Annotated in this window: 19 protein-coding genes; 13 read left to right on the top strand and 6 right to left on the bottom strand. The window is 40.9% G+C overall.

What is annotated here, in order from left to right:
* Positions 1-144: 144 nt before the first annotated feature.
* Positions 145-1,215 (top strand): ABC transporter ATP-binding protein, encoded by a 1,071-nt coding sequence (locus DACSA_RS08580; RefSeq protein ID WP_015229376.1) that lies wholly within the window; start codon positions 145-147, stop codon positions 1,213-1,215.
* 624 nt (positions 1,216-1,839) lie between these two features.
* Here the strand turns inward: DACSA_RS08580 and DACSA_RS08575 are convergent.
* From DACSA_RS08575 to rpmI, 5 genes are all read right to left on the bottom strand, one after another.
* Complete coding sequence (locus DACSA_RS08575; protein ID WP_015229375.1) at positions 1,840-2,478, bottom strand: bifunctional 4-hydroxy-2-oxoglutarate aldolase/2-dehydro-3-deoxy-phosphogluconate aldolase; 639 nt, start codon at positions 2,476-2,478, stop codon at positions 1,840-1,842.
* 3 nt (positions 2,479-2,481) lie between these two features.
* Positions 2,482-3,036: a tetratricopeptide repeat protein gene (locus DACSA_RS08570; RefSeq protein WP_015229374.1), complete on the bottom strand. Its 555-nt coding sequence runs from the start codon at positions 3,034-3,036 to the stop codon at positions 2,482-2,484.
* A 160-nt stretch (positions 3,037-3,196) separates the two neighbouring features.
* Entirely contained in the window at positions 3,197-4,009 is an 813-nt protein-coding gene (locus tag DACSA_RS08565) for a transporter substrate-binding domain-containing protein (RefSeq protein ID WP_015229373.1), read from the bottom strand.
* Positions 4,010-4,028: 19 nt separating this feature from the next.
* Positions 4,029-4,379, bottom strand: coding sequence for a 50S ribosomal protein L20 (gene rplT, locus DACSA_RS08560; protein ID WP_015229372.1), 351 nt, complete (start codon positions 4,377-4,379; stop codon positions 4,029-4,031).
* Between the two features lie 33 nt (positions 4,380-4,412).
* The gene (gene rpmI, locus DACSA_RS08555; RefSeq protein WP_015229371.1) at positions 4,413-4,613 is read right to left on the bottom strand and encodes a 50S ribosomal protein L35; all 201 of its coding nucleotides are present in this window, start codon (positions 4,611-4,613) and stop codon (positions 4,413-4,415) included.
* A 277-nt stretch (positions 4,614-4,890) separates the two neighbouring features.
* On the opposite strand from rpmI, the gene DACSA_RS08550 reads away from it, so the two are divergent.
* The 12 genes from DACSA_RS08550 (at position 4,891) to DACSA_RS19705 (ending at position 12,149) form a co-directional block, all read left to right on the top strand.
* Positions 4,891-5,178 (top strand): RNA recognition motif domain-containing protein, encoded by a 288-nt coding sequence (locus tag DACSA_RS08550; RefSeq protein WP_015229370.1) that lies wholly within the window; start codon positions 4,891-4,893, stop codon positions 5,176-5,178.
* Between the two features lie 101 nt (positions 5,179-5,279).
* Entirely contained in the window at positions 5,280-5,456 is a 177-nt protein-coding gene (locus DACSA_RS21470; protein ID WP_015229369.1) for a hypothetical protein, read from the top strand.
* An 18-nt stretch (positions 5,457-5,474) separates the two neighbouring features.
* Positions 5,475-5,843, top strand: coding sequence for a hypothetical protein (locus DACSA_RS08545; RefSeq protein ID WP_041235399.1), 369 nt, complete (start codon positions 5,475-5,477; stop codon positions 5,841-5,843).
* A gap of 162 nt (positions 5,844-6,005) precedes the next feature.
* Positions 6,006-6,977, top strand: a complete 972-nt coding sequence (locus tag DACSA_RS08540; protein WP_015229368.1) for a protochlorophyllide reductase — start codon at positions 6,006-6,008, stop codon at positions 6,975-6,977.
* Between the two features lie 282 nt (positions 6,978-7,259).
* Positions 7,260-8,549, top strand: a complete 1,290-nt coding sequence (locus DACSA_RS08535; RefSeq protein WP_015229367.1) for a type IV pilus twitching motility protein PilT — start codon at positions 7,260-7,262, stop codon at positions 8,547-8,549.
* 10 nt (positions 8,550-8,559) lie between these two features.
* A complete protein-coding gene (locus DACSA_RS08530) occupies positions 8,560-9,255 on the top strand; it encodes a circadian clock KaiB family protein (protein WP_015229366.1) in 696 nt (231 codons plus the stop codon).
* A gap of 238 nt (positions 9,256-9,493) precedes the next feature.
* Positions 9,494-9,616 (top strand): hypothetical protein, encoded by a 123-nt coding sequence (locus tag DACSA_RS22510; protein ID WP_269544731.1) that lies wholly within the window; start codon positions 9,494-9,496, stop codon positions 9,614-9,616.
* 148 nt (positions 9,617-9,764) lie between these two features.
* Entirely contained in the window at positions 9,765-9,974 is a 210-nt protein-coding gene (locus tag DACSA_RS20525) for a hypothetical protein (protein ID WP_156800733.1), read from the top strand.
* 162 nt (positions 9,975-10,136) lie between these two features.
* A complete protein-coding gene (locus DACSA_RS20520) occupies positions 10,137-10,331 on the top strand; it encodes a hypothetical protein (RefSeq protein WP_156800731.1) in 195 nt (64 codons plus the stop codon).
* Positions 10,332-10,395: 64 nt separating this feature from the next.
* On the top strand, positions 10,396-10,581 hold the full coding sequence (locus DACSA_RS20515) for a hypothetical protein (protein WP_156800729.1): 186 nt from the start codon (positions 10,396-10,398) through the stop codon (positions 10,579-10,581).
* Between the two features lie 240 nt (positions 10,582-10,821).
* On the top strand, positions 10,822-11,883 hold the full coding sequence (rfbB, locus tag DACSA_RS08525) for a dTDP-glucose 4,6-dehydratase (RefSeq protein ID WP_015229365.1): 1,062 nt from the start codon (positions 10,822-10,824) through the stop codon (positions 11,881-11,883).
* A 35-nt stretch (positions 11,884-11,918) separates the two neighbouring features.
* Positions 11,919-12,149 (top strand): ATP-binding protein, encoded by a 231-nt coding sequence (locus tag DACSA_RS19705; protein WP_083874479.1) that lies wholly within the window; start codon positions 11,919-11,921, stop codon positions 12,147-12,149.
* 21 nt (positions 12,150-12,170) lie between these two features.
* Here the strand turns inward: DACSA_RS19705 and DACSA_RS08520 are convergent, their stop codons facing one another.
* A complete protein-coding gene (locus tag DACSA_RS08520; protein WP_015229364.1) occupies positions 12,171-13,883 on the bottom strand; it encodes a glycosyltransferase family 39 protein in 1,713 nt (570 codons plus the stop codon).
* Positions 13,884-13,966 lie beyond the last annotated feature (83 nt).

Below are 13,966 nucleotides of genomic sequence, written 5' to 3'. Positions count from 1 at the left end.
ATCCCATAAGAATTGTAAATTAATTAACCCCCCCTTAAAAAGAGTTTATCCCCCCTAACCCCCCTTTGAAAGGAGTTTATCCCCCCTAACCCCCCTTTGAAAGGGGGGGAAAGGAATAACTGATAGTTAATAATCAATGAAAAAATGGCAAAATTACAATTAAAAAACATTCGGAAAGAATACAACTCAAAAACTGTTCCCATCAAGGATTTATCTGTTGATGTGGATGATGGGGAGTTCCTAACCTTTGTGGGTCCCTCTGGTTGTGGAAAATCAACAACCTTACGCCTCATCGCAGGGTTGGAAGAACCGACCAAAGGAGAAGTGATTATCAATGGAGAAACGATGAATGCGGTTCCCCCTGGGGAAAGAAATGTCTCGATGGTGTTCCAAAGTTATGCCCTTTATCCTCACATGAGGGTTGCAGAAAATATCGCCTCGCCATTAAAAATTCGGAAGACTCCAGAGGGCGAAATTGAACAACGAATTAGTGAGGTTGTACAAAAATTAGACTTAGAGAAATCACTGCTCGATCGCAAACCTAGACAACTTTCTGGAGGTCAACGTCAACGGGTTGCAGTGGCGAGGGCGCTAGTTCGAGAACCAGAAGTGTTTTTATTAGATGAACCGTTAAGTAATTTAGATGCGTTGTTAAGAGAACAAGTTCGCGCCGAATTAAAACAAATTTTTAAGTCACAAAATAAGCCTGTTGTTTATGTGACTCACGACCAAACAGAAGCGATGACGCTTTCCACTCGCATTGCTTTACTTTATGATGGGGTTTTGCAACAATTAGACACGCCTTATCAGATTTATAATTATCCCGCGAATAGTTTTGTGGCGGGTTTTATGGGTAGTCCCCAAATGAATCTGATGACTGTGAATTGTAAAGGACAAAAAGCCATGTTAGGAGACTTCGGGATTACCCTTCCAGAATTATCAGAAATTCCGTCACAGATTGTATTAGGAATTCGTCCTGAAGATGTCCATTTAGCAACAGAAACGGATGAAGAAGTGGTAACAGGAAAAGTGATTTTAGTGGAGGATTTAGGTAAGGAACAGTTGTTAACGGTTCAAGTAGAAGGGGGAACAGATAAACAGCTACGGAGTTTAATTCCAGCAGATCAAAGTTGGAACAGTGATCAAGTGCATTTAGCCCTTCCTGTTCATTCTAGACATTGGTTTGATGTGGAAAGGGGAAACCGTTTGTCTTAATTGTAATACCATTTTGGAGAAGTCAAGTTACAGTAAATCCCCCCTAGCCCCCCTTTGAAAGGGGGGAACAATGGGCTGGTTTGTAGCGCCAGTTTATGAAAATGATATAAATTCGGTTTGCCCCCTTATATCAGGTTCAGCTAATTGCTGATGATTTGTGTTGGGTTTCGCTTCGCTTCACCCAACCTACTTTTTATGATTGATTGAGTGAACTTCGCTTCACCCAACCTACTTTTTATGATTGATTAAGTTAGGGAGGGAAGAAGAGAGAGGGATCAGAGAAAACTTAATCCCTCAAAAGCTGAATCTAACGTATATCTTCCTTCCCTTGATTCTTATCATCAATCTTTTTTCTAAGTAGAGGCTGAGTTTTTGATAATAGAATCCTAATCATTTTCTGAGTTAAATTCACTTTCTGTAGGTTGGGTGGAGGTAACGTAACCCAACACCAGTTTCTGTAGGTTGGGTGGAGGTAACGTAACCCAACACCAGTTTCTGTAGGTTGGGTGGAGGTAACGTAACCCAACACCAGTTTCTGTAGGTTGGGTGGAGGTAACGTAACCCAACACCAGTTTCTGTAGGTTGGGTGGAGGTAACGTAACCCAACACCAGTTATTAATTGAGTCAGAATGATAGGGTTTGTTTCAACCAAGAAGCCTGTTTTGTTATTGCTTCCCAGTTTTCGGTTTCGATTAAGTGTTTTGGAAATAATTGCGAGGATAATCCCACCCCGATCGCACCTGCGTTGATAAAGGCTTTGGCATTTTCGAGGGTAACGCCCCCTGTGGGAATTAAAGGAATTTCACCTAACGGACCTTGCAAACTTTTGATATAATTAAACCCTCCCATTGCTTGCACGGGAAAGACTTTAACAGCAGTTGCGCTAGCTTGCCAGGCGGTAATAATTTCAGTTGGGGATAATGCCCCCGCAATGATTGGAATCTGATTAGCGGTTGCGGTGGTGATTAGTTCTAAATTGACGTGAGGAGTAAATACAAATTGCGCTCCCGATGCGATCGCGCTGTTTAATTCTGCTACGGTTAAAATTGTTCCTGTACCAATGATACAATCGGGCATTTCCGATCGCAATTGGGGAATTAAATCCACTGCTCGATCGCTGTTCCAAGTAATCTCAATGATCCTGATTCCTCCTTTCCGTATTGCTTGCGCCAGTTGCTTTCCTAATGCTTGGGGAAAGGCTCGAATTACAGCAATAATTCGTTCTTCTCTAATCGTATCTAGCCAGTTATTTCCAATCACCATCGCTTATTTTTTCGAGGTTTCTTCTTCCTGATTGGGCTGTTTGACAAATCGTTTCCGCAGTTTTTCTAATTGACGGTTTGCGATTTGATTTTCGGGATCATACTTGAGGGTAGCTTCGTAAGTTTCGATCGCTTGCGCTGTTAGTTTCTTTTGTTGATAAGCATTGGCTAAGTTATTTAAAGCGATGACATATTCAGGATAAAATTTGAGTGCTTCTTTATATTGACGAATGGCTAAATCATATTGTCCTTGAGCAAAATAAGCATAACCCATGGCATTATAAATTAAGGCTCGGTTTTCTTCTTCTAGGGTTTTGAATTTAACCGCTTTTTGTAATAATTTTGTTGCTTGCACATATAATTTTTTCTCGACATATAAACTCGCTAATTCGTAATATTCTTTGGCGGTTGCGGATTGATCTTTAACTTGTTTTTGCAGTGTAGCAATGCGCTTGTCTTTACCGCGAGTTTTCAGAATTTGACGAAACAAAAAGAATCCAGATACTGCTAAAATGATGACGAGTAAGGATAGGTAAAAAAGAATCAGATTATCTTTCATATTATCTATTTTTTTATTGGTGATTTATTGCTCGATCGAGTTTTCTGTGAGAAAACACTCGGTGTTGGGTTACATTTCATTTCACCCAACCTACACTTGACTCGGTGTTGGGTTGCATTTCATTTCACCCAACCTACAGATAATTGTTCATTCTTTATTGTTAATTGTCAATTTTTAATCCCCATTCTTCGGCTTTTTGTTGCAGCCATCCTGATGCTTTTAACTCACGAATCGCCTCATTTACTGCTTGACGAAGGGAGGCATATTGTAACCCTTTTGGCATCACTACCGCTAGGGCTTCCCCTCCGATTCTTTCCGAGAGAAGATGATATTGAGGATATTCTTGTATCCATCCTGTCAAAACGGTTTCGTCTCCTGCAAATGTCGCCACTTTTCCCGTTTCTAACAGGGATAAGGCTTCTTGATAGGAGTTGACTCCTACCAGTTGCGCTTCGGGGAGATGATACCGCACTTCTGCAATTGTGCTAGATTGATTAAGAACGGCGATCGACCTTGAACCTACTTCATCCAGAGAAACTAACTCCTGATCTTTACTCACGAAAGCTGTGCGATCGAGGTAATAATAAGGACTAAAACTCACAAGGCGCGATCGAGTGACAGTCTGACTCACCTGCGCGATCGTCAGATCAACTGTACCATCTATCACCACAGATAACCGTTGACGATTACTCACAGGCTGTAAGGTAACAGCGTTAATGTCGCCTAAAATCTGTTTTGCCAGTTGTCGCGCCAGATCAATCTCAAACCCCTGTAAGCGACCATTTTCACCTGCAAACCCCAGAGGGCGTAAGTTATCCTTTACTGCGACTACTAATCGCCCTCGCGTCTCAATTTCTGCTAATTCGGCGGCTTGAATCGGGGTAGGAAGTAACGGGAAAATACTTCCTAAAAGCAGCCCATACCCTAAACTCAAAACTCGGCTTCCCCAAGAAACCGAGTTCACTTTTACCATGTCTTTACTCCTGCCACAATTAGGCTTGTTTAGCGGTTTCTACCACTTTCGCAAAGGCTTCAGGATCAAGCATTGCTAAGTTAGCTAACATCTTCCGATTCAATTGAATATCAGCTTTTTTCAGTTGACCAGTGAGTTGAGAATAACTGATTCCGTTTTGTCTCGCACCCGCGTTAATGCGGGAAATCCAAAGGCGACGGAAATCACGTTTACGACGGCGACGATCACGGTAAGAATGGCGTAACGCCTTCATTACCTGCTGGTTAGCGGTACGGAAGAGTTTAGAGTGTGCGCCTCTAAAGCCTTTGGCTAATTTTAAAACCTTCTTATGTCGTTTCTGGGAGACATTCCCCTTTTTTACTCGTGACATAACTAAATATTAATTCCCTTCTCTACTTCAAATTTACTTCATGTAAGGCAACATTTGACGGACGTTGTCCTCGTCTCTTTCATCAACATAAGTTAACTTGGATAAGTCCCGTTTCCGTTTGGTGCTTTTGTGTTGTAACAGGTGATTTTTAAAGGCTTTGCGACGACGGATTTTTCCGCTTCCTGTGACGCGAAACCGTTTCGCTGCTGCGCGGTTGGTTTTTAGCTTTGGCATTGTTGTCTGTGGGTGTAATTTTGGTTTTGACACAGCCTCTTATCATAGCCGATTACAGCCCGATCGAGCAAGGAATGAGAATAAATATTACAACTGGGAAGAATTAAACAAATAGCTTGCCGATTTCTCAAGGTGTTGCTAGAATGAAGCCTGAGAACAAAGATCGGTGACTACGTTTGGTTTCAGTATTGATAGTTTTTCCCAGCTTCGTATTGACAGACTCTCTCCAAGATCTTGCCTCACTACACTATTCCTGATTGAGGAGAATCTTCATCATATGTCAATTTATGTCGGCAATCTCGACTATTCAGTCACTCAAGACGACCTAAGCGAAGTCTTTGCTGAATATGGTACAGTTAAGCGTGTCCATCTCCCTACTGACCGAGAAACGGGTCGGATGAGAGGATTTGGTTTTGTGGAAATGGCATCAGAAACCGAAGAATCTAATGCGATTTCTGAACTCGATGGTGCAGAATGGATGGGGCGTGAACTAAAAGTGAACCCCGCTCGTCCTCGTGAAAACAAAAGCTCATTTGGTGGCGGTCGCAGAAACAGACGCTTCTAAAGTATTGAATTGAGAACGTAACGCTTTTGGAAAGCACATCAGTTAGTGAGGATGCTTTCTGGGAGCGTTTTTTAAGTTAAAGAATTTAAGGAGAGGTGAAAATGGCTAAACGTCGCAATCAGAAGAAAGAAAAAGCTGCTCGTAATTTGGCTTATGCGCGACAGTTCCGCAAAAAGCCCACTGGTAATTTCCAGAGGGGTCGTCGTTTTTCTGGGGGAAATAATAACAACAATAACGACGAAAATGGTAACAATAACAGCGATACAGGTGCTGAATAATCAAAGACTGTAGGTTGGGTGGAGAAGACGAAACCCAACACCAATCAGTCATTAGGTAGAGACGTGCCATACTTCGACAAGCTCAGTAACAGGCACGTCTGTACATTAGTCATTGGAAAACAAAGGACGAAGGACGAAAGACAAAGGACAAAAATAGATGCCATCGCACAAGGTTACATAAGACTAAGCGCAAATGGCAAACATAAGTGGGTTCTAGACGCTGATATCAAGGGCTTTTTCGATAACGAAGAGATTAATTATCAAGGAGCCAGTGGCGACATTGAGTTCGATCGATATGGGGATACCGTTGGCAGTTATGATGTTTGGCAAGTGAAAAACCAGGGAGAAATTGATATTATCGATCGAGTGACACTGAGTCGTGATTAATGATCGAAATTTAGGTAAAAATACCATGAAAAAACCTTAAGCGCGATCGGGCTATCCATAATTTTAATCACCATGGTAACAAATCGTTAAAAGAGTTGTGCATTGTTAACGATTCCTTGTTAATTGTTAAATAACTCGGACTAAAAGGAAGTTTAGGAGAACATGGCAGATCATCAACGTTCAACGGTAATCATTACGGGAGCTTCATCAGGAGTGGGATTATACACCGCCAAAGCGCTCGCTGATACAAATCAATGGGATATTGTCATGGCTTGTCGCAACGTGGAAAAAAGCGAAAAAGTAGCGCAAGAAGTCGGTATCCCCAACGATCAATATACAGTCATCCCTATTGATCTCGCTAATTTTGATAGTGTAAGAGAATTTGTCAACAGCTTCCGAACAACGGGACGCTCTCTTGATGCGTTAGTGTGTAACGCGGCGGTGTATTTACCCATCGAAAAAGAACCCCAACGCAACCCCAATGGCTATGAGTTAACGGTTGCGACCAATCATTTAGGTCACTTTCTGCTGTGTAACTTGCTGTTAGAAGACTTAAAACAATCCTCGTCTCCAGACCCGCGACTGGTGATTTTAGGAACAGTGACCGCAAACCGTAAAGAATTAGGCGGGAAAATCCCCATTCCAGCCCCACCTGATTTAGGTGATCTCGAAGGATTTGAAAAAGGATTCAAAGCACCGATCGCAATGATTAACGGCAAAAAATTCAAGCCAGGGAAAGCATATAAAGACAGTAAACTCTGTAATGTGCTGACGATGAAAGAACTCCACCGCCGTTATCACGAAGCCACAGGAATTACATTTAGTTCTCTCTATCCTGGTTGTGTCGCAGAAAGTCCTTTATTCCGCAATCATTACCCACTATTCCAAAAAATCTTTCCTTGGTTTCAAAAGAAAATCACTGGCGGTTACATTTCAGAAGCGGAAGCGGGAAAGCGTGTCGCCGCAGTAGTAAAAGACCCAGAATATAAACAGTCGGGAACATATTGGAGTTGGGGAAACCGTCAGAAAAAGGACGGTAAATCTTTTGTTCAGGAAATGTCTCCCGAAGCAACAGATGAAGCAAAAGCTCAAAAACTATGGGACTTGAGTGCGAAATTAGTTAAGTTCCCGTAGGTTGGGTGTAGGAAACGAAACCCAACATCAATCAGTGACCAGTGACCAGTGACCAGTGACCAGTTGTGCTTGATCTAATCAGTTACTTAGACCTAACAATCTGTTAAGAATTAATTGCTTACTATTCACTGTTTACTGTTTACCCCTCGACAGGCTCAGGGCAAGCTGATCACTGATCACTCGTCACTGTAAAAGGTTGGATGTAGGAAACGAAACCCATTATCAATAAAAAATTAAGCCACAGTAGAGGACAAGAAGTTTTGAACGATCGTTGCTTAAATTATGGTTAAACAATCCCAAACTCGTCCCAGTATGCCACCACCCCCTCCTCCTATGCCGAAAAATCGCCAAGGAGATGTTTCCACTAAACAATATGGGGAAAAGAGTGAGGTAACACAACAAACCCCCAGTACAGCCCAAAACAGAATGCCGCCGCCTCCGCCACCCGCTAGTTCATCACCGCCGTCAAAACGGGGAATTTCCGCAGTTAGAAAACCCTCCCCTTCTCAGGGACAACCAACGCTGGATCAGATTGTGAGAAAGGCAAATGACGATGGTTTCTCTGATATTCACTTAGGAGTGGGAGAAATTCCGCGTTTTCGTAATCGAGGGGAAATGGATTATTCTGATTACCCCAAAACTGACCATAATACGTTTATGAGTTGGTTGTATGAAGTGTTAACGGAAGAAGAAATCGAGAAGTTTCAAAGTAATTTAGAGTTTGACGGGGCGACGCAATATGAGTTTGCGCGAGTGAGGATTAATGTTTTTGATACCCTCAATGGTCCTGGAATGGTCTTACGACTGATTCCTTTGAAGATTCTGACCATGGAACAGTTGAAGTTACCTTCGGTGTTTAAGGATATTTGTCATTATCACAAGGGGATGATTTTGGTGACGGGTCCCACTGGATCAGGGAAGTCAACGACAATGGCGGCGATGGTTGATTATATTAATCAGGAAATGCCAAAGCACGTGATCACAATTGAAGACCCGATCGAGTTTGTGCATCAAAGTAAAAAATCCCTGATTCGTCAAAGAGAAGTGGGAATGCACACTTTACAGTTTGATAAGGCGCTGAAAGCCTCTTTACGGGAAGACCCTGATATCATTCTGATTGGGGAAATGCGCGATCGAGAAACGGTAAATACAGCACTGAAAGCGGCGCAAACGGGTCACGTGGTAATGGGAACATTGCACACGAATAGCGCGGTGAAAACCATTGAACGGATTTTAAGTTTGTATAATCCAGAGGAACAGCCCTCGATGCGAGTAGCTTTAGCAGAGTCGCTGGTGTCGGTGATTTCTCAAGGGTTATGTCGGACAACCGACGGGAAACGAGCGGCGTTCCATGACATTATGATTAATACAGAAACCGTGAGAGAGTACATCCGAGATGGCAAGTATGAGGAAATTACAGAGTTAATGCTGGACGGGGAGTTTGATGGCATGATGACAATGAACAAGTCTCTGTATAATTTGTATCAAGAGGGACGCATCAGCGAAGAAACCGCTTTGGAATGGTCTCCGTCTCCCAATGAAATGGCGCAAATGCTCCGAGGACGAGTTTAATTCCTCTGTGATGAGTCAAGATCAAGTTTATAAGGGAATTGCTTTATTTACCCCTGGAGGAGATTTAATTTATGGTCGAGATGTGGACAAGGGGAGACGTTGGCATCTCGATCTCTGTGAAGGGTTACAAGAGTTACTCGGCTTGGATCAATCTCCTCATTTTTTGATTCCAGCCTATACCGCGACGGTGGATCAATGGGTTGATCCCAAAAATGATCAAGTACAAGTGATCAGCGAAATGTATCCGTTGGTAAAACGCCATCAAGTCTTACTCAGTGCGGTGTTTGGGGTTGAGGCCCGATCGTGGACGGTGTTACCTTGGGAGGAACGTTATAGTGATCCGAGAATCATTGAAACCTACCGCGAACAATTTCCCCAACTTTGGGAAGATCATAATTTAGTGGTCAATTTAGACGCTTTACAGTCTTCTGTTCCCACTCCCACCAACTATATTTTACGGTTGTTTGTTTCAGGTCATTCGCAAGCGACAACGGAAGCACTGACAACGTTACATCAATTGTTAGAAAAAAAACTTAGTAATTCTTATACTTTAAAAGTCGTGGATATTATGAAACATCCCGAACAAGCGGAGTCGAATCAGATTGCTGCGACACCCACTTTAGTGAGGCTTTATCCTGAACCGATGCGACGCATTGTTGGGGAATGGAATGACCTCGATCGAATTTTACAAATTATTGCTACCTAAAAAGAAGGCTACATTAGCCCCCTAACCCCCAAGATTGGGGGAACTTGATGAACTTTATCTAGTTAAAAGTAGGTTGGGTGGAGAGAAACGAAACCCAACACCAATCGGTTCGCTTACCATATTTTCCTAATTTTGCCCACTGGTTTTCCTTATGACTGCTGTTTAATTATTTTGGGAAATCTAATGCTCGATCGAGGCTTGTCAATACGGGGAGGGGGGATATGGAGAACGAATTTACTTGCTTTCAGGGACGTTTTCTAAAATTGGCAACACTTCCCATTATCTAGAAAGACTTTATCAGGAAACTCGATCGAGCGCAACCCCTGAAAAAAAAAATTTCGCCTTTTCTGGCTTCTCTTGATTTGTTATTTGGTATTTGTTATTTGGTATTTGTTATTTGTTATTTGGTGTTGGCGAAAAAGGTATTGTGGAATGGGAATGATGCTTTATTCAACATGAGAATCCATTTGCATACCATATTTTCTAGATTTTGCCCACTGTTTTCACTTATGGTAAGTCTTCAGGATTTCCTTAAATCCTTATGCTCGATCGAGGCTTGTCAATACGGGGAGGGGGGATATGGAGAACGAATTTACTTGCTTTTAGCGACGTTTTCTAAAATTGGCAACACTTCCCATTATCTAGGAACACTTTATCAGGAAACTCGATCGAGCGCAACCCCTGAAAAAAAAAATTTCGCCTTTTCTGGCTTCTCTTGATTTGTTATTTGGTATTTGTTATTTGGTATTTGTTATTTGTTATTTGTTATTTGTTATTTGGTGTTGGCGAAAAAGGTATTGTGGAATGGGAATGATGCTTTATTCAACATGAGAATCCATTTGCATACCATATTTTCTAGATTTTGCCCACTGTTTTCACTTATGGTAAGTCTTCAGGATTTCCTTAAATCCTTATGCTCGATCGAGGCTTGTCAATACGGGGAGGGGGGATATGGAGAACGAATTTACTTGCTTTCAGGGACGTTTTCTAAAATTAGCAACAATTCCCATTATTTAGAAACACTTTATCAGGAAACTCGATCGAGCGCAACCCAACATCAATCAGTTACCAGTTAAGCAGTTACCAGTTACCAGTAGTTCTCAGACTCAATTAGTAAGTAGGGTTTGCTGAAAAAGTCCATTGGTCGGTGAAGACCGTTATCCGTTATTCGTTATTCGTTATTCGTTATTTGTTCACTGGTCACTGGTCACTGATCACTGGTCACTGATCACTGGTTGGCACTACTTCCCATCATGGTACGATTATTTTATAACGGGATACGTCATTTGGCAAGAGCAGCATCCTAAAATGGCGAAAATTCGTTAAATGTTAAGAATGATGTAGCAAAAGAATAAATAACAATTAATCGTCAAAAAAAACTAAAAAAGTAGGTTGGGTAGAGACGTTCCATGGAACGTCTCCACGCGAAACCCAACACCAATCAATTACTGCTTACTGGTCACTGGTCACTGAACACTGAACACTGAACACTGTAAGAAAGATGATTGACAATTCATAACGAACAACTAATAATAAAAACATAATTTGATTGTTCTTTAATTTATTATGTCTCGTCATTTATTAGTAACGGGTGGTGCGGGTTTTATTGGTTCAAATTTTGTTCACTATTGGTTAGAACATCATCCAGATGATACGATCGTTGTCCTTGATGCGCTGACTTATGCTGGAAACTTTGAGAACTTAAAAGACTTAGAAACTTGTCCGAATTTTCATTTCGTAGAAGGGAATATCACCGATCGAGCTTTAGTCGATCAATTGCTTCTCAATTATCAGGTTAATACGATCGCGCATTTTGCTGCGGAATCCCATGTTGATCGATCAATCTTAGCGCCAGATGCCTTCATTCAAACCAACATTATTGGTACATTTACACTTCTAGAAGCATTCCGTCATTATTCCCCCAAAATCGAAACAAATCCCAGATTTCTTCACGTTTCCACCGACGAAGTTTATGGCACATTAGAGCCAAATGATCCGCCATTTAAGGAAACCACTCCTTATACACCGAATAGTCCTTATTCCGCATCAAAAGCAGGGAGTGACCATTTAGTTCGCGCTTATTATCATACCTATAACTTGCCCACTTTCATCACGAATTGTTCTAACAATTATGGTGCTTATCATTACCCAGAAAAACTGATTCCTTTGATGTGCATTAATATCCTTTTAGGAAAGCCTTTACCTGTATATGGGGATGGTCAAAATGTGCGAGATTGGTTATATGTGGTTGATCATTGTCGCGCCTTAGATACGGTAATTCAAAAGGGAAAACCAGGCGAAACTTATAATATCGGCGGGAATAATGAAGTGAAAAATATTGATTTAGTGAAGATGCTTTGTCAACTGATGGATGAACTCGCGCCAAGTCTTCCTGTGTCTTCAGCTTCCGATTTAATTACCTTTGTTAAAGATCGTCCTGGACACGATCGACGTTATGCGATCGATGCGAGTAAAATTAGAAACGAACTCGGATGGCAGCCCTCAGTTACTGTGGAAGAAGGATTACGAGAAACCGTAATTTGGTATTTAGAAAACCGTCACTGGTGGGAACCTTTGTTATCCGAAGAATATCAAACTTATTATCAACAGCTTTACGGCGCTGATTAAAAGGATTAGAGTTTCATCTAAACTGTGGAGATAATATCCCTAATTCGGTTGATCTCGATCGAACCAAGCTACAACAAATATTAGTTAATTTACTGAATAATGCGATCAAATTTACCGATCGAGGATCAGTAACCTTAAAAGTAGAAAGATATAATAACAAACTTAATTTTTCTGTCACTGATACAGGAGTCGGAATTTCATCAACAGAAAAAATATACAAGCAACTCTCAAAAATTCTAATCTCCCTCTATAGTAATCAGAGATGAGTGGTGAGAAGTCTCAGCCTCCTAACCCCCAATTTTGGGGGAACTAGATTGCATTCCCTTCTCATATCTGATTCTGAGATTGCTATAATTAAACTGACAATTGTAACGTTGGTAAGGGATGCCAATTCGATAATAATTTTTTTGATCGCGCTGACAATTTTGCTGATTATTATTTAAACCTAATTCGTCTGGAAACGCCACTTGTTTTAAGCCAGTTCCAATTACCCATAAATCAGACACTTTGATTTCTAATTGACTGATTTCTTGCCAAATGCGATCGTAGCCTCGATCGCGATTATAAAAGATAAATTGATGATTTAAATCTTGATCTTGAATTTGACTGAAAGCTAACCCATAACTTAAGCCTAATGCTAAATCCATTTCATCTTTATAACCCATAACAATTAAAATAGAGTCAGAAGATTGATCAAAACGCTGCGCGGTAACTTCTGGTAAATAGGGTTTTAGAAAAAAGAGATTAAATACCACAAACAAACTACTAATTATTCCAACTAGAATCACTCCCCCCCTTTTAAGGGAATCTCGATAATTCCCCCCCTTTTCTAAGGGGGGTAAGGGGGGATAAAACCCAACGGAAAAACTCGCCCCCAAAAGGGAACAAATCGCAGGATAGAAGACATAATTATAACGAGGTGCGATCGAGATATTTTTATCTAAAACATAAATAATAAATAAAAATTGCAGTAACACCAAACCCAGATATAAAGATAAAACCAATGTCGCTTTTTTAGTCGTCTTATTTTGTAAGAGTCGCCGATACCCCAAACTAAACTGATAGATTAACCAGCCGCCAAAACTTAGCATGAGACTTCCTGAAATAACTTGTATCAAAATCGGTTGGTTTTCCACGGGAAGCGTAATCACCATGACTAAAAAACCGAGTAATAACTGATAGATCGGGGAAAATAAATCAGAATCAGGAAGCCAGTCAGTTGTTGAACTAGAAAAATGAGTTATTAAGGCTGGAAACCAGGGAAGATAACTCAAAATAATGCCAACAATTACACTAAATAATAAAAAGAGTTTACGAGGAGATTTCCAGAGAAAGTATAAAACTAAAATGAGAGTTTGAGCGACAAAAGAGAGGATAAAAAAATAGTGAGTGTAACCGCCTAAACTATTGGTAATTCCCCACAGCAACCAATAAATCCAAGCATTTTTAACGGGTTTAAGAATCTGAATGAGAGCTAAAAGCGCGATCGAGATTAAAATTAAAAGTAGGGTATATTGTCGCGCTTCTTGTGATAAATAAACGGCAAATGGGGAAACCGCAATAATTCCAGCACTCATTAATCCTGCGGTTTGAGAAAAAGCCTGTTGATTGAGATAATAGGAAATAAGAATCGCAATCACCCCGAAAATTACTGGTAAACTGCGTAACTGAATGGCTAAAGGAATCTCGAAAAAACTGAAAGCATGGATTCCGCCTAACCATTGATGAAGCAAACAAAAAAATAGTGGTGGATGCGTTGATTCCTGGATTAAAAATTGAGCAATTTCGGAACAAGTTTGTGGCTGATAAGTCAACAAATTAGAAATTGTTTCTACGGGAAACAGTGTCTCTCTGGGAATGACATCATAGCCTTGTCCAAAGGTAAATAATCCTGTAATGATTTCATCTAGCCAAAGCGGTTTTCTCTCCAGATTTATCAGTCTTAAAATTGCACCAAGTAAGATGATAAGAATCAGGGTAAATGATTTTTGATTTCTCATTTGTAATACTATTTTTGAAAAGTTAAGTTACAGTAAATCCCCCCTAACCCCCCTTTGAAAGGGGGGAATAAATTCCCCCTACT

This window comes from Dactylococcopsis salina PCC 8305 (genome assembly GCF_000317615.1).
Lineage (GTDB): Bacteria > Cyanobacteriota > Cyanobacteriia > Cyanobacteriales > Rubidibacteraceae > Halothece > Halothece salina.
Note: the sequence above shows the minus strand (reverse complement) of the source record. Positions and strands in the feature narration are given on the sequence as shown.